At 67.7% G+C, this 16,696-nt stretch carries 9 protein-coding genes; 6 read left to right on the forward strand and 3 right to left on the reverse strand.

Annotated elements, in window-relative coordinates:
• The first annotated feature begins 3 nt into the window (after nucleotides 1–3).
• Both AC07NF_RS06355 and AC07NF_RS06360 read left to right on the forward strand, forming a co-directional pair.
• A complete protein-coding gene (locus AC07NF_RS06355) occupies nucleotides 4–3,171 on the forward strand; it encodes an amidohydrolase family protein (protein WP_494628056.1) in 3,168 nt (1,055 codons plus the stop codon).
• Nucleotides 3,172–3,186: 15 nt separating this feature from the next.
• A complete protein-coding gene (locus AC07NF_RS06360; RefSeq protein ID WP_494628054.1) occupies nucleotides 3,187–4,749 on the forward strand; it encodes a flavin monoamine oxidase family protein in 1,563 nt (520 codons plus the stop codon).
• 48 nt (nucleotides 4,750–4,797) lie between these two features.
• On the opposite strand, the gene AC07NF_RS06365 is transcribed toward AC07NF_RS06360, so the two are convergent.
• Nucleotides 4,798–7,185: a TonB-dependent receptor gene (locus AC07NF_RS06365; protein WP_494628052.1), complete on the reverse strand. Its 2,388-nt coding sequence runs from the start codon at nucleotides 7,183–7,185 to the stop codon at nucleotides 4,798–4,800.
• Between the two features lie 481 nt (nucleotides 7,186–7,666).
• On the opposite strand from AC07NF_RS06365, the gene AC07NF_RS06370 reads away from it, so the two are divergent.
• From AC07NF_RS06370 to AC07NF_RS06385, 4 genes are all read left to right on the forward strand, one after another.
• Nucleotides 7,667–10,438, forward strand: coding sequence for a TonB-dependent receptor (locus AC07NF_RS06370; RefSeq protein WP_494628050.1), 2,772 nt, complete (start codon nucleotides 7,667–7,669; stop codon nucleotides 10,436–10,438).
• A gap of 80 nt (nucleotides 10,439–10,518) precedes the next feature.
• Nucleotides 10,519–11,007, forward strand: coding sequence for an RNA polymerase sigma factor (locus AC07NF_RS06375; RefSeq protein WP_454759820.1), 489 nt, complete (start codon nucleotides 10,519–10,521; stop codon nucleotides 11,005–11,007).
• A 64-nt stretch (nucleotides 11,008–11,071) separates the two neighbouring features.
• On the forward strand, nucleotides 11,072–12,067 hold the full coding sequence (locus AC07NF_RS06380) for a FecR family protein (protein WP_494628048.1): 996 nt from the start codon (nucleotides 11,072–11,074) through the stop codon (nucleotides 12,065–12,067).
• Nucleotides 12,068–12,163: 96 nt separating this feature from the next.
• Nucleotides 12,164–15,115 (forward strand): TonB-dependent receptor, encoded by a 2,952-nt coding sequence (locus tag AC07NF_RS06385; RefSeq protein WP_494628046.1) that lies wholly within the window; start codon nucleotides 12,164–12,166, stop codon nucleotides 15,113–15,115.
• On the opposite strand, the gene AC07NF_RS06390 is transcribed toward AC07NF_RS06385, so the two are convergent.
• The gene (locus tag AC07NF_RS06390; RefSeq protein ID WP_494628044.1) at nucleotides 15,092–15,595 is read right to left on the reverse strand and encodes a flavin reductase family protein; all 504 of its coding nucleotides are present in this window, start codon (nucleotides 15,593–15,595) and stop codon (nucleotides 15,092–15,094) included. The two genes, AC07NF_RS06385 and AC07NF_RS06390, sit on opposite strands and share 24 nt — an antisense overlap.
• A 3-nt stretch (nucleotides 15,596–15,598) precedes the next feature.
• Nucleotides 15,599–16,693: an LLM class flavin-dependent oxidoreductase gene (locus tag AC07NF_RS06395; RefSeq protein WP_494628042.1), complete on the reverse strand. Its 1,095-nt coding sequence runs from the start codon at nucleotides 16,691–16,693 to the stop codon at nucleotides 15,599–15,601.
• Nucleotides 16,694–16,696: the final 3 nt, after the last annotated feature.

Genomic DNA, 16,696 nt, shown 5'->3' on the forward strand with positions numbered 1-16,696 from the left:
AAGATGACCAAGACCTCCAAGCGCGGCGTCAGCCGCCGGCGGCTGTTCTCGATCGGCGGCGGGGCCATCGCCGCCTCGGGCGTCGCGGCCCTGACGCCGCCCGGCGCCAAGGCGGCCGACCAGCCGCTGGCCGCCGACACCAAGATCGTCACGGCCACGGAAGGCACCAACATCTGCGCCATGGTCTCGCCCGACGGCAAGACCGTGGCCTTCGACGTCTACGCCATGCTGTGGCTGATCCCCATCGCGGGCGGCCCGGCCAGGCGACTGACCGACGAGATCTACGAGATCGCCCAGCCCGACTGGTCGCCGGACGGCAAGACCATCGCCTTCCAGTCCTATCGCGACGGCAATTTCCACGTCTGGACCATCGGCGCGGACGGGCAGGGGCTGAAGCAACTGACCAAGGGCGCGTTCGACTGCCGCGAGCCGCGCTGGTCGCCGGACGGCAAGACGATCGCCTTCTCGTCCGACCGGGGCGGGCGCTATGGCGTCCACCTGCTGGAGGTCGCCAGCGGCGCGATCACGGCCTTCAGCTCGGGACCGACCGACGAGTTCGAACCCTCGTGGGCGCCGGACGGCAAGGCCATCACCTTCACGGTCGACAAGGTCCGCATCGACGTCCGGGCCCTGGACGGTGCGCGCCGGACGGTGGCTCAGGTCAAGGCCTCGGCTGATCGTTTCAACGCCGCCTCGGTGGCCAGCCCGGCCTTCACGCCGGACGGCAAGGACGTGCTGTTCACGGCCATCGAGAGCGGCAAGGCCGAGCTGCGCAGCGCCAGCGGCGTGGTGGTCGGCGGCGAGGATGTCTTCCCATTCCGCGTCTCTTGGCTGCCGGATGGGGCCTTCGTCCATACGGCCGACGGCAAGATCAAGCTGCGCAAGCCCGGCGGGTCCGCCACGACAATCGCCTTCTCGGTGGCCGTGCCGGTGCTGACGCCGCGCTACACCAAGAAGAGCCGTGACTTCTTGGCGACTAAGACCCGACCCGTGATCGGCATTGGCAGTCCGGCCTTGTCGCCGGATGGCCGCCAAGTGGTGTTCCGGGCGCTGAACGACCTCTACCTGCTGGAGATCGGCGGCGCCCCGGCCAAGCCGCTGATCAATGATGGCTTCAGCAAGGTCGACCCGGCCTGGTCGCCGGACGGCAAGACCCTGGCCTATTCGACCGACAAGGGCGGCACGCTGGATATCTGGCTGCGCGACGTAGCCACCGGCGCCAGCAAGCAGCTCACGCACTTCGACGGCGCGGCGGTGTCCAGCGCCTGGTCGCGCGACGGCAAGTCGATCGCCTTCCTCAGCCAGAACGGCGGCCTGTTCATCGCCGACGCCGCTACCGGCGAGACCCGCCGCGTCTATGGCGACCTGTGGGAGCCGGGCAAGCCGACCTGGGGACCGGGCGACAAGACCATCGCCTACGCCGCCTTCAAGCCGTACTCGGCGCGTTTCCGCGAGGGGCTCAGCGAGATCCTCACCGTCGATCTGGCCAGCGGGAAGGGGACCTACGCCCCGATCGCGCCCGACCGCTCGCTGGGCACGCGCGGCGACGACGGTCCGGTGTGGTCGCCGGACGGCAAGAGCCTGGCCTATGTCTTCGCCAGCCGCCTGCACCTCTCGCCCGTGGACGAGACCGGCAAGCTGCTGGGCGCGCCCAAGCCCCTGAACGACGAGGTCACCGACGCGGTCAGCTGGAGCGGCGACGGCAAGAGCCTGATCTACATCAGCGCCGGCCAGCTGAAGCTGATCTCCGCCGCCGGCGGCAAGCCCAAGACTGTGCCGCACGGCCTGACTTGGGCCAATGTCCGGCCCAAGGGGCGGATGGTGGTCCGCGCCGCCAGCCTGTGGGACGGCAAGTCGCCCGACCTCAGGAAGAACGTCGACGTCCTGATCTCCGACGGTCGCATCGCCGGCGTCGCGCCCAGAGGCGAGGTCACGGCGGATGTGAGGGTCATCGACGCGCCGACCGGCACGGTGATGCCCGGCCTGATCGACATGCACACCCACCGCCAGATGCAGGGCTACGGCTATGGCGACCGGGAAGGGCGGTTGTGGCTGTCGCTGGGGGTCACGACAACCCGCTCGCCCGGCGGTCCGGCCTATCACACGGTCGAGGACCAGGAAGCGATCGAGGCCGGCAAGCGGATCGGCCCCCGCTACTACGCCACCGGCGAGGCGATCGACGGTTCGCGGATCTTCTACAACTTCATGCGGCCGGTCACTGAGCCTGGCCAGATGGCGCTGGAGATGCAGCGGGCCGAGGCGCTGTCCTACGACCTGATCAAGACCTATGTCCGCCTGTCGGGAGAGCGCCAGAAGGAGGTCATCGCCTGGGCCCACGCCAAGGGCCTGCCGCTGACCTCGCACTACCACTATCCAGCCCTGGGGTTGGGCATGGACGGCATGGAGCACCTGGGGGCGACCAGCCGCACCGGCTACTCTCGGACGGTCAGCGCGCTGGGGAACACCTACCAGGACGTCAACGCCGCCTTCGTGGCCAGCAAGGCGGCGCGGACGCCGACCCTATTCACCTCGACGGCCATGCTGGGCGACGACCGCTCGCTGGTCGATGATCCTCGGATCAAGGCGCTGTATCCGCCGTGGGAATATGCCCGGTTGTTGGAGCGCGCCAAGCAGATGGCGGCCGCGGATCGCACGGCGATGTTCGCCTCGCTGTCGCGCAACGTCGCCGAGGTGGCGCGCACCGTCCGCACGGGCGGCCGCATCACCACCGGCACGGACTCGCCGATCGATTTCAACGCCGTCAGCCTGCACATGAACCTGCGGGCCATGGTCAAGTTCGGCATGACGCCGTTCGAGGCCCTGGTCACCGCCACCAGCGCCTCGGCCGAGTATCTGGACGAGCCGCTAGGATCGGTCGCGACCGGCAACTACGCCGATCTCGTCCTGGTCGACGGCGATCCGCTGGCCCGCATCGAGGACGCGGCGAAGGTCACCACAGTGATCAAACACGGCGAGGTCTATTCGGTCGCCGACCTGATCGGCCCTTTCGCCGGCCACGCCCAGCACGCGGCGCTGGTGTCCAAGCGGCGCTTCGTCTGCGAGGCCTCGGCCGAATACTGGTGGCACGAGCCCGACTTCCTGGCCCACGCCCGCGCCTCGTGTTGCGACGGCGACTGCGGCTTTGCACCGACCTTCAGTCAATTCGCCTAAGTTTCGGGGACGACCATGGGCATTTCGCGACGCAGTTTCCTGGGCGCGGTCGGCAAGGCCGGCGGCTACGGGGCGCTCTACACCACCATGATGGGCATGGGCCTGTTGGCCGCCCCGCGGGCCTATGCCGGTCCGCCCAAGCTGCCGGCCGGCGGCGGAGCGGGCAAGTCGGTGGCGATCCTTGGCGCGGGCATCGCCGGCCTCGTGGCGGCCTATGAGTTGCGGAAGGCCGGCTATGCGGTGACGGTGCTGGAAGCCCGTGATCGTCCGGGCGGCCGCGCCTGGTCGGTGCGCAGTGGCTCCAAGATCGTCCAGACCGGGCGGCCCGATCAGACCGTCGACTGGGCCGAGGGGCGCCACGCCTACTTCAATGCCGGCCCCGCCCGCATCCCGCAGTGGCACCACGCCATTCTCGGCTACTGCCGCGACCTGAACGTGCCGCTGGAGGTGATGGTCAACGCCAACCGCTTCGCCAAGCTGGACTTCGGCGGCAAGGTCGTGACCGAGCACCAGGCCGTCAACGACACGCGCGGGGCCTTTACCGAACTGCTGGCCAAGGCCGTCGACAAGGGCGCGCTGGATCAGGAGCTGACCGGCGTCGATAAGCAGAAACTGCTGGGCTACCTCTCGGCTTATGGCGATCTGGGCAAGGGCTATGCCTACAGCGGCTCGACGCGTTCGGGCTTCAGCGCCAGCCCCGGCGGCTACGCCCATCCTCCCAAGGCCGGCGAACCGCTGCGCATGGCCGACATGATGAGTTCGCGCTTCTGGGGCGCCAGCCTGATCTTCGAAGAGATCGTCGACATGCAGGCGACCATGCTGCAGCCCATCGGCGGCATGGATCGGATCGCCTACGCCCTTTACGAGCAGGTCAAGCCGGCCGTGAAATTCGAGGCGGTGGTCAAGGCGCTACGCAAGACCCCGAAAGGCGTGAAGATCGACTATGCCGAAGGCGGCGCGGCCAAGACGCTCGAGGCCGACTTCTGCATCTGCACCATCCCGCTGCCGGTGCTGGCCAAGATCCCGTCGGACTTCGCCCCGCGCGTGAAGCAGGCCATCGCGGCGGGCGAGTATCACCACGGCACCAAGGTCGCGTGGGAGAGCCGGCGGTTCTGGGAGCAGGACGACTTCCAGTTCGGCGGCCTGGGCTGGACCGATGAGGCCAACGAGCTGGTCTGGTATCCCAGCGGCGGCATTGGCGAGATGACCGGCATCCTGGTCGGGGCCTATTCGATCGGCTTCTCGGGCCCCGATGCGCCCCCGAAATACGCCGCCATGTCGTTCGACGAGCGCTTCGCGCTCTCGCGCCGGGTGATCGACAAGTTCCACCCCGGCCACGGCAAGGAGCTGACCAAGCCCTTCACCGTCTCGTGGATGCAGACCCCCTATAGCGAGGGCGTCGCTGTGGGCTGGAAGGAAGAGCAGCGGACCACCGACTATGCCGAGCTCTGCAAGCCCGACGGCGCCTTCTACTTCGCTGGCGAGCACATGAGCTATATCAACGCCTGGCAGGAGGGCGCGGCGCTGTCGGCCCACGAGGCGATCAAGCTGATCCAGGCGCGGGTGTCGGCGGCCTGACGCAAAGGCGCTGGCGGGCTCCGTTCGGAACCCGCCAGCCTTCGGTCCCTAGAAGTCGGCCGAGATCGTGAACTGGATCGTCCGCGGCGGAGCCGGGCGGAAGCTCGCCGGCGTGTTCACCGTCGTGCTGATCGTGCCCAGATAGTCCTTGTCGAACAGGTTATCGACATTGACCCGCGCCTTGACCTGGCTGAACGGGCCGGCCGCGAAGCCGTCGCCGATGTCGATATAGGCGTTGACGATCGTATAGCCGCCGACCTTCTCGCTGTTGACGAAGTTGGTGAAGCGGCTCTCCAGGTGGCGGGCCGAGACATTGACCAGCAGACCGTCGAACGGCTCGACCGTCACGCCGGTGGTGAACACCCAGTCAGGGAAGTCCGGCACCTTCTTGCCGGCGATCGCCAGGGTGGTCGGGGCGGCGGTGGTGCTGGCGCGATAGTTCAGCACGTCGTCCTGGAACTTGGCGTCGTTGTACGAGACGTTGGCGTTGAAATAGGCCTTGCCGGCGAAGACCTCGGGCTTCCACTGGCCGCTGAACTCGACGCCCTTGGCCTTCACCGCCCCGACGTTCTGGAAGAAGGTCTCGGTCACGCCGCCGCCGCCAGGCACCAGCGACGCGAACGACTGCAGGCGGTTCTTGAACTCGGTCTGATAGGCCACGATCGAGGCGTTGAACGTCCGGTGATTGGCGCGGTAGCCGATCTCCCAGTTGGTCGAGGTCTCGGGTAGGGGCGAGGTGACCGTCGGGCTGGCGGCTGAGAAGATGTCGTCGGCGCCGCGGGGCAGGGCCATGTTCTCGGAGTACGAGGCAAACACTTGGTCGCGGCCGGTCAGGCTGTAGACCGCGCCGACCTGGGGCAGGAAGCTGTCCTTCCAGTTGGCCTTCAGGATCGGGTGGCGACCGTTGATATAGTCGGCCGGGTTACGATAGCCGGCGATCTTGTAGTCGATATCGGTGGCCTTGAAGCCCAGCTCGACCTTCAGCTTGGCCTCCAGCAGGGTCAGGGTGTCCTTCAGGAAGAACTGCTTGGTCTCGCGCAGCGACTTGTAGTCCCGCTGGGCATGGACCCGCTCGTTGAACAGCGGCGCGCCGTCGGGGTGGCCATTGGCGACGTTGTAGCGGTTCTGGGTGCGGTGGTAGTCGTCGTTCTCCAGCCACAGGCCGGCCTCGATCTTGTTGAAGCCGACATGCCACGAGACCTTGCCGGTCACGCCCTGGCGCACGCCATCGACGCCGGACAGGCCGTACTGGATGCCCTTGGGCGCGACGATGCCCGCCACCTTGCCGACCTCGGCGTCATAACTGGCCTTCGAGGTGGCGTAGGCCTCGGGCGAGACGCCGTAGCCGCCCTTGTCCTCGTAATAGGCGGTGGTGGTCAGGTCGAGATTGTCGGTGATCGGGGTGTTCAGCGTCAGGCCGTACAGGTGGTCCTTCCGCTTGTTGACCGCGAACTTGTAGTACTGGGCGTAGTTGGCGTTGGAGTAGGTGGGGCCGCCGGCGACCGCCGGCAGGTTGGTTGCCGTCTGGGCCGTGCCCGCCGCGCCCGGGTTCGGGACGACGCCCAGATAGGCGAAGTAGCGGCCCGCGCGCCCGAACACGTCGCCGGCCGTGCCGTTGTACTGGGCCAGGGTGATCGACGGGCTGTCATAGTCAAAATAGTCGTTGTGGACGGTCTGGAAGCTGACGTCGCCGCCGTTGGGCAGGGCGTACTTCAGCTTGCCCTCGAAGTGCTTGCGGTCGATCGTGCCCGGGCCGCGCCACAGGTCACCCTTGATCCACGAGCCGCTGGCATAGCCCGAGAAGCCGCCGTGCTCGCCGGTCTCCAGGCGCAGGAACACACGCCGCAGGTCGTCGCTGCCCAGGGTGCCGCTGAACGCGCCGCCGGCCGTCTTGGACGGGGCCTGGGTGAAGTAGTCGACGATCGGACCCAGCGAGGCGTAGCTGGGCAGGGCGACGTCGCCGGCCCCGGCCGAGGCGGTCACCCGCAGCAGGTTCTCGTTGTCGACGTAGCGATAGATCGGGCTGCCGCCGAACTGGTCGCTGCGGCCCATCGGGATGTTGTCCAGCAGGAAGCCGATCTGCTGGAAGTTGAAGGCACGCACCGAGACCGAGTTGCCGAACTCGTACATGCCCAGCGCGTCATTGGCCTGGACGTTGAAGCCGGGCAGGGACTCCAGCATCTTCAGGCCGGTGATGCCCGCCGGGGCCGACAGCAGCGCCTCGCGGGTGATCGAGACCGTGGCGGTGGCGTGGTCGGTGCCGATCGCGACGCTGGCCTCGGACAGGCGCTTGCCGGTCACCACGACGGTGTCGACCTCGGCGACTTCCTGAGCGAGGGCGGGCGTGGCGCCGCCCAGCACGGTGGCGGCCAGCAGAAGCACACGCAGACGCGCGGCCGGGTACGGACGATTTCGAACGGTCATGATGATCCCCAATCACTTTAATGGGGATAGCGTTGCCGTTGTGTCGCGGTAGGTAAATTCAGAATTTCTCAGATCTGCAACATATATTGAAATAGTCGTCGTGCTGCGCACGAGCGTTCAATTTATGAACATTGAAAATATATATTATGAGATTTGCGAAATGACTTGCGCAACACGCTCGTCGAGCGCGGCGATGATCTGAGAACTATTGTTCCTTCTCGCTGATTTGAGCGGGGCATATGAGCGACCGTCAAGTCTGTTCGCTCGCTTTGGCGTGACGGTCGTCAGAGTGCGAACGATCACGGCGCCGGGCGCGCGAACGGCGGGCGCCGTCTTGGCCTGAGGCGCACCGGCCCCGGGCGTGAAGTTTTGATGAAATCAACAGACAGGCGCTGAGGCCCCTCGAAGACGCGTCGTTGTTGCCGTCGGGGGCGTGGGTCGAGCGAGCGCGTTCGGCTCTCCCCGTCGCAACAAAGACTCGGGGATATCGGCAATGATCGGAACGAACACGAACAGCGGCCGCGCGCGCCGCACGGCCTGGCTGATGACCAGCTGCGCCGCCATCGGCCTGTTCGCGGCGACGGGCGCCCAAGCCCGCCAGACCGCCGAAAGCGCCCAGGTCGACGAAGTCGTCGTCACCGGCAGCTATCGCCGCAGCCTGGAAAAGGCCGTGGACATGAAGCGCGACGCGATCGGCTTCTCGGACTCGATCGTCGCCACCGACGTCGCCAACTTCCCCGAGCAGAACCTGGCCGAAGCGCTGCAGCGTATGCCGGGCGTCACCATCGAGCGCAACAAGGGCCTGGGCGGCCGCGTCAGCGTCCGGGGTCTGCCCAGCGAGTTCACCTTCGTCACCATCAACAACCTGGCCACGGCCTCGGGCAGCGGCGGTCGTGACGTCGAGTTCGACATGTTCGCCTCGGAGATCATTCAGCAGGTCACCGTCCAGAAGTCGCCGCGCGCCTCGGACGAAGAGGGCGGCATCGCCGGCTCGGTGAACATCTCGACGGCGCGTCCGTTCGACTACAGCGGCCGCAAGCTGGTGGCTTCGGCCGAGGGCGCCTACAACTCGATCTCGGAAAAGACCGATCCGAAGGTCTCGTTCCTGGCTTCGGATACCTGGGGCAACTGGGGTGGCCTGGTCTCGTTCTCGGCCGCGCGCCGCACGAACCGCACCGACTCCAACTCGGGCATCAACTTCCGCCCCATGTTCCGCTTCTCGGAAGCCGGCGGCACGCGCGCCGCGCAGGCCGCTTCGGTCCTGGCCCGCGACGCCGGCGTGATCATCAAGAGCAACACCAACCGCGACGAAACCGGCCGCATCATCTTCCAGGACAAGGTCGGCGACCGCGCCTACCTGAACACCCAGGACCAGTGGGGCGGCACCGCCTCGCTGCAGTACAAGCCGACGGCCAATTTCGACATCGCCTTCGACCTGATGGTCGGCGCGTTCGACGGCACGGAAGACCAATATGACGCCGCGGCCTATTCGGCCTCGAGCCGCAGCACGCTGGAGACCATCCACGAGTACGACAAAGACACCCTGTCGCAATACGGCATGGTCGTTCTGCGCGACGTCTCCTACACCGCCACCCAGCACGAGATGCTCAGCAAGGAGCAGATCAACAAGACCGACTACGTCCAGTTCGGCAGCGAGTTCAACTGGCACGGCGAGACCTGGAAGCTGCACGGCCTGGCCGGCTATTCGGGCGCCAAGAAGACCCTGGACTACTCGAACCTGAAGCACGTGGCCTACGCCCCGTCGCGCACCCGTTGGACGGAAAAGGGCGGCGAGACCGTCAAGAGCGCCAACCCGGCCTCGATCGACATGTACAACTCGCCGTCGAAGTACCTGTTCGAGGCCTATGAGACGACCCTGGAGAAGATCCAGGACGACAAGTACGCGGCCCAGGTGGACTACACCAAGGAGTTCGCCTTCAGCTTCTTCCCGGCGCTGAAGACGATCCAGATCGGCGCCCGCTACACCGACAAGTCCAAGGAACGTCAGTACGGCGCCCTGAACATCCAGGGTCCGAGCGCGGGCAGCACCGCCTGGCTCAACACCCGCACCATGGCCGACAGCCCGCTGACCCCGATCGGCGACCTGGTGCCGGGCGGCGACTACAGCATCCGCGACATCAACTGGAGCCAGATCTCCAACGAGTACGCGCGCAAGACCTTCCGCTACGCCGGCTTCAAGACGCCGTTCACGCCGGGTGACTACTATGAGGTGGCCGAGAAGGTCACGAGCCTGTACGCCATGGCCGACCTGGGCTTCGACGTCGGTCCCGTGCCGGTCGCGATCAATGGCGGCGTCCGCTATGTGGACACCTCGATCACCTCGTCGGGCTACCACCAGATCCAGAACCCGAACGGCTCGACCGGATTCACCCCCGCGCCGGTGTCCAGCGATGGCAGCTACAACAAACTGCTGCCCAGCGTGAACTTCACCGCCGAGCTGACCGACAGCATCATCCTGCGCGCCGCGGCGTCCAAGACCCTGATGCGTCCGGCCCTGACCGACCTGGCCTACAAGCGCACGGCCAACTTCAACTCGTTCCGCTTCACCGACGGCAATCCGGGCCTGAAGCCGACCTTCGCCGATCAGTGGGAAGTGGGCCTCGAAAAGTACCTGCCGCAAGGCGGCCTGCTGGCGGTCTCGTACTTCAACAAGAAGATCGAGGGCGTCGTTCGCCAGGCCCTGACGGGCACGGTCAAGAACGTCACCAAGTACAACGCCAACGGCACGATCGACGGCGTCTACGACTTCGACGTCTACCAGCCGATCAACGCCGAGGGCTCGTACAAGGTCGACGGCGTCGAGCTGGTCGCCATCGTGCCATTCGACCTGCTGTGGCAGCCGCTGAAGGGCTTCGGCGTCAACGCCAACTACACGATCCTGGACAGCTCGCTGAGCGGCCAGTCGCTGATCAAGGTCCCGACCCCGCCGGTGGGCCTGGCCGACAAGGCCTACAATGTCACGCTCTACTACGAGAACGACAAGTTCCAGGCCCGCGTGTCCTATAACTACAAGGGCAAGTACGTCGAAGGAATCGGCTACGAGATGTATCCGATCTGGCGTTCGGGCTATGGTCAGACGGACCTTTCGGTCAGCTACAATCTGAACGAACGCGTCCAGCTGAGCCTGGAAGGGATCAACGTCACGGACGAAGCCACCCGCGGCTACACGATGGATCCGTCCTTCCCGACGATGGACGAGAAGTCGGGTCGCCGCTTCAGCCTCGGCCTGCGGATGAACTTCTGAGCCCGCTTGACGCCATCACCGGTCGCGCTCCCCCCTTCGCCGGGGGGAGCGCTTCTGTGCGTTTATTCAAGGGGAGCGGCATGAGGGGGCTGCGGGCCGAACTCGTCACGTTCCTGCAGCGGCGGGGACAGTCGCTGGAAGACGCCGAGGACATCGTCCAGGAGACGTTCGCGCGCTTTCACCGGGCCGGGCACGAGCTGGGCCAGGCCGACGGTCGCCCGCTGCTGTTCGCCATCGCCAAGAACCTGCTGAAGGATCACTGGAAGCAGGCCAATCGTGAGCGCGCGCGCACCCTGCAGCTCGACGCCGACGACACGACCTCGGCCTGGGAGAATGCGCCCAGCGAGGATCCGGCCGCCGATCGCCGCTCGATCGCCCGCCAGGACCTGGCCGGGATCGCCGCCGCCATCCGTGACCTGCCGCCGCGCTGTCGCGACGCCTTCCTGCTGCATCGCTTCGAGGATCTCAGCTATCGCCAGATCGCCGAGCGCCTGGGTGTTTCGGTCAGCATGGTGGAAAAGCACCTGGCCGAAGCGCTACGACGCTTGAAAGCCGCGCGGGAGACCTGAGGTGTTCCGCTCGCCGATCGTTGTGAAGATACGTCCCCCCGCCAGGAAGGCTCCAAACGCCAAGATGCTCGACCGTTTCGCCACCTTTTTCGAACGCCAGCCGCGCAGCGCGGAGGACTGGGTCGTGCGCCTGGGTCGTCCCGACGTCTCGCGCGCCACCCAGGCGGCGTTCGAGCGCTGGCTGTCGGCCGATCCGGCGAACCTGGCCGACTATCAGGCCGCCAAGGCCCTGCTGCGCGAGACGCAAAGCCTGCGCGCCGAGCTGCTGGGCGAACTGAACCTGATCCCGCCCGCGCCTCGCAAGCGCCGTGCCGCGCCCGGCTGGACGCCCGTGGCGCTGGCCGGTGGCCTGGTCGCCGCCGTGTTGGCCGTGGCGATCACGCCGACCCTGGTGACTCGCTTCCAGGATCCGCTGGCGGGCGCTGCGACCTACACGACCGCCGTCGGTGAGATCCGTGACGTGACCCTGGCCGACGGTTCGGTCGTCACGCTGGACACCGCCACCACGCTTCGCGCCAAGGTCGACGGCCGCGTGCGCCGCCTGGCCCTGGACAAGGGCGCGGCCTATTTCGCCGTGGCCCACGACAAGACCCATCCGTTCCAAGTCGCCCTGGCCGACCGTCAGGTCGTCGTGACCGGCACCCATTTCGCCACGAGCCTCCGCGACGGCCGTGCCCGAGTGGAGTTGCTGGAGGGCTCGGTCGAGGTTCGCCAGCCCCGCGTCTCGACCGAGCCCGTCCGTCTCACCCCCGGCGACCAGGTGTCGTACCTGGCCGGCGGCGTGGTCCGTCGCGAAGCCCGCATCGATCCGGCCACCGCCGTAGCCTGGCGTCAGCGTCGCCTGGTCTTCCAGGACGCGGCCCTGTCCGAGGTGCTGGCCGAGCTGGGTCGCTACACCGACGCCAAGATCCGCCTGGCCAACCCGGCCCTGGGCCGCCAGCGCGTCACCGCCATGCTGCCGCTGGACGGTCGGGGCACGGTCGTCGACCGCGCTTCCCGAGTGCTGCCGGTGACGTTGACGCGCACGGCCTCGGGCGAGGTCACCGCCTCGGCGCGCTAGTTTCGCGCGACTGTCACGAAGCCGAGCTACCAGACCCCTCAGGCGCTTTCACCGCGTCGGGGGTTTTTCGTCAGTCGAATTATGTCGCTTCGCCGCGTGTCCGCTCTGTCGATCGCGGCGCTGGCCCTGGCCGCGCCGCTTTCGGCGCAGGCGACGACCCGTTTCGACATTCCCGCCCAGGATGCCCGCGCCGCCCTGATGGCGCTGTGCCTGAAGGCTGGCTGCGCTTTTGCTCTGTCCACCGAGCCCGGCCGGACCTATCGCGCCAATGCGGTGTCAGGGACCATGGCCTGGCCCGAGGCGATCAAACGCCTGCTGGTCGGTACGGGCCTGCGTTACGAACTCAGCGACCATGCCTCGGTGCGGGTCTGGGCTGAAGCGCCGGCAGCGGCTCCGCCGCGCGCCGCGCCGCGTCCGGAAGAACCGGTCGGACTGGACGAGGTGACCATCACCGCCGCCTTCGTGGCCGGGATCGAGGACGCGCTGCTCCAGAAGCGTCGCGCCGACGCGATCATCGACGCCGTTTCGGCCGGCCGGATCGGCGAGCTGCCCGCCGCCAACCTCGCCGAGGCCCTGCAGCGGGTGCCGGGCGTGGCCATCGAGCGCGAGGTGGGGGAAGGGCAGTTTGTCAGCGTCCGGGGATTGGGGCCGCTGTTCCAGTCGGTGACCCTGAACGGCGCGCCGGTGGCGTTCAACGAAAACATCCGCAACTCCACCCAGAGCGGCCGGCAGTTTCGGTTCCGAGCCTTGTCCGCCGACCTGCTGGCCGGGGCCGTCGTGGCCAAGTCGGCAACGGCGGATCTGGTCGACGGTGGCATCGGCTCGAACATCGACATCCGCACGGTGCGAGGGCTGGAGGGGCCGTCGTACCTGTCGGTCCGCGCCGACGCCCATGCCGAGGTCCGCTCTGGCGCGGTCTCGCCGGACCTGGCGATTTCCGGCCGCTGGCGGCGCGCGGACGACCGCCTGGGTGTGGTGGCCGGCGTCTCCACCGAACGCCGCGAAGTGCAGTACGACCGCTTCCAGGTCTCGCGCTATCGCGACTTCGTCATTGGTGGTGCGTCGTTGACCCTCCCCGAGGATATCCGCACCACGGTCGAGCAGGAGCAACGCGCTCGCGCCACCGCTTTCGCCGGTGTCGAATGGCGGGGGGCGCCTTCCGTCACCCTCTATCTCGACGCCTTGGCCTCGCGCTTCAACAACGGCATCCGCGAAGACCGCGTCGTCTACGGGATCGGCGACTTCGCGGCCCAGGTCCTGGCAGCGGGCGACGCCAGGTTCGAGGACCGTACTCTGGTCGGCGGCCGGGTCGCGGCGGGCCAGATCAGCAACAATCTGGAAGTCTCCGACCAGGTCCACGACAACGTCTCGGCCAGCCTGGCCATGAAGGCCGATGCCGGCGCCTGGACGCTGGAGCCGCGCCTCAGCCTGTCCAGCGCGCGCTCGAATCTCGATACGCCGCTCCAGCGGATCGGCGCGGTCAGTCCGCTGGGCGTGTCCTATGCCTTCGACCTGGGGCCCGACCTGATCGAGCGCCGCAAGGCGCCGCTGCTGTCGACGACGTTCGACCTGACGGATCCGAGCAAGCTGACCTTCTCGCGTTATGGCGTCCGCGCCACCCATGTGGAGGACCATGACGCCACCGCCCTGATCGCCGCCGAACGACCGATCGACGGGGCCCTGGGGCCGTTGCGGCTGGATAGGCTGCGTCTGGGCGGTCAGATCACCGATCGCGGGCGGAACTTCCAGCGCCGCGATCGTGAGGCCGCGGCCCGGCCCGGGACGATCGTCGACGCGGGCTTCTTCGACATCGCCGCGCCCCGCGCCGCCTTCGACCGCTTGGCCGCGTCGCGTCCGCCGGCCTGGACCGCAGCTGACTTCAACGCTTTCCGGAGTGGGTTCTACTTGCCGGGCGAGGCCGATAGCGTGGTCGTTGACGCCAAGGACCTGGTTCCCACGGGCGCGGACCTGCAAGGCTCCTACAAGGTCGGCGAGCGGATCCTGGCCGCCTACGGGCGCCTGGATTTTTCCACCGGCGTGATGGGGCGATCGGCCAGCGGCAATGTAGGTGTTCGGGTCGCGCAGACCCACACGGACGTGGCGGGATCGCTGCAGGGCGTTTCGGGGACGGGCTACATGGAGGTGAAGCCGGTTCGTTATGCCGGTTCTCACGCCGTGGTCCTGCCCAGCGCCAACCTGGCCATTGCCCTGGACGACCGTTGGCGACTGCGTCTGGCGGCCTCGCGCAGCATCACCCGGCCGTCGTTGGCCGACCTGCGCTCGGCCACGGTGCCGGCCAGCAGCCTGGTCTCGATCCTCTACCAGCGGGGTCAGGCCGAGATCGACAATCCCTCGCCGGGGACACTGTTCTCGGGCGTGGGTGGCAATCCGGAACTGAAGCCATACCTGGCGACCAACTATGACCTGTCGCTGGAGCGCGAGTTCGAGGGCTTCGGCGGCGCCAGCCTGGCGGTGTTCCACAAGTCGATCGACGACTTCATCGTCGTCTCGACCCAGCCCGAGCGTCTGGCCTTCGCCACGCGCGCAGGACCGCCGGTGGTGGCGACGGTGATGATGTCACGGCCGCGCAACGCCGGTCAGGCCTATGTCACCGGCCTGGAGGCCGCCTTCAGCCGACGCTTCGCCCACGGTTTCGGCGTCTGGAGCAGCGCCACCTGGGTCGACGCCGCCAGCCGCAACGACGCGGGTCAGCGGGGGCGGCTCAACGGCGTTTCGCGTCTGTCCTATTCGATCAGCCCGTTCGTCGAGCGCGGCCGGCTGCACGCCCACCTGTCGTGGACCTGGCGCTCGCCGTTCGGCTCTGAGGCCGACATGCAGGGCGGCGGGGTGTCGAGTTTCGTGGTCGCCAGCGCCGGCTACCTGGACGCCGCCGGATCCTACGATCTCAGCCCGCGCCTCTCGATCCATGTCGAGGCCAGCAACCTGACCGACACGGTCGAGGCGGCCTACGAGAACCAGCGCAGTCGCCCGCTGCAGATCGGCCGCTCGGGCCGCTCGTTCGGTCTAGGGCTGAGGATGCGGCTCTAGGGCGCGCAAGGCCCGGTTCCAGGCCACCAGGGGTGGGCCCGAGACCAGCGCGCTGGCCGTCGCCGTGACGATAAAGATCGAGTGGCTGCCGGCGTCGGCGATGCTGTCGATGCGGCAGTGAGCGGTCGCCAGGCCGCCGCGATAGGCCGGAGGACCTTCTTCCAGTCGCCAGCGCTCCGGCGCGAAGCGTTCCGTCGCGCGAGACGAACTAGCGAACTTCATCGCCTCGTCCTCGTCGGTCGCGCCCAGCAGGGCGACGCCGCATTCGCCCGAGGCCGACAGCGCGTCATGGCTGGCGGCCTCCTTACGGACGCAGAACAGGAAGCGGGGCGGCTCGACAGACAGGCCGGTGATGGAGCTGACCAGCAGGCCACGCGGCGTCTCGCCGTCCCAGCACGAGATGATGGCGACGCCGCTCGCCAGATGCGCCAGGACGTCCTTGAAGTCGGGCGAGACAGGCGGAGTGGCGTCGTAGGGCATGGATCAGCTCGCGGCCCGGGCCAGGCGCAGATCACGCTCGGCCACCTGCTGGCGGACCAGCGGGATCAGGTCGCGGCCATAGGCGATGGCGTCCTCCACCGGATCGAAGCCCCGGATCAGGAACGTCGAAACGCCTAGGTCGTAGTAGTCCAACAGGCTCTCGGCGACCTGCTCGGGCGTACCGACCAGACCCGTCGAGTTGCCCTGGGCGCCGGTGACGCCGGCGACGCCGGTCCACAGGCGCTTGTCCAGGCGCGAGCCTTGCGCGGCGGCGTCCAGCAGGCGCTGAGAGCCGGCGTTGGGCGGACGGTGGCCAGTGGTGGGCAGGCCGGCGGCCTCGCGCAGGGCCTTGGCCTTGGCGACGATATCGTCGGCGCGCGCCCAGGCGGCTTCCTCGGTGTCGGCGATCACCGGGCGCAGCGACAGCGAGAACCGCACCTGGCGGCCGTGCTTGGCGGCCGCGGCGCGGACGCGAGCGATGGTCTCGCGCACCTGGGCCTGGGTCTCGCCCCACAGGGCGTAGATGTCGGCGTGCTTGCCGGCCACCGGAATGGCCGCGTCCGATGAGCCGCCGAAATAGATCGGGATGTGCGGCGCCTGCAGCGGCTTCACCGCGCCGAAGCCCTGGTCGACCTTGTAGTACTGGCCGGCATAGTCGAACGGCTTGTCGCCGGTCCACTCGGCGCGGACGATGTCCAGATACTCGCTGGTGCGGGCGTAGCGCTCGTCCTTGGTCAGGTGGTCGCCGTCCTTGGCCAGTTCCTCGTCCGAGCCGCCGGTGATGATGTGCACCGCCACGCGGCCGCCGGTGAAGTGGTCCAAGGTCGCGAGCTGGCGCGCGGCCAGGGTCGGCTGGGTGAAGCCCGGGCGGTGGGCGATCATGAAGTTCAGTTTCTTGGTGACCGAAGCGGCGTGGGCCACGACCAGTTGGCTTTCCGGACCGGTCGAGTGGAAGGCCACCAGGGCGCGGTCGAAGCCGCCTTCCTCATGCACGCGAGCGGTCTTCTCGACATACGAGACGTCGATGGCCGGGCCGGACGGCGGATGGATCTCGGACGCGTGCTGGGTGCCGATGAAACCGATGAATTCGACGCTCATGAT

This window comes from Caulobacter sp. GW821-FHT10A06, assembly GCF_059415805.1.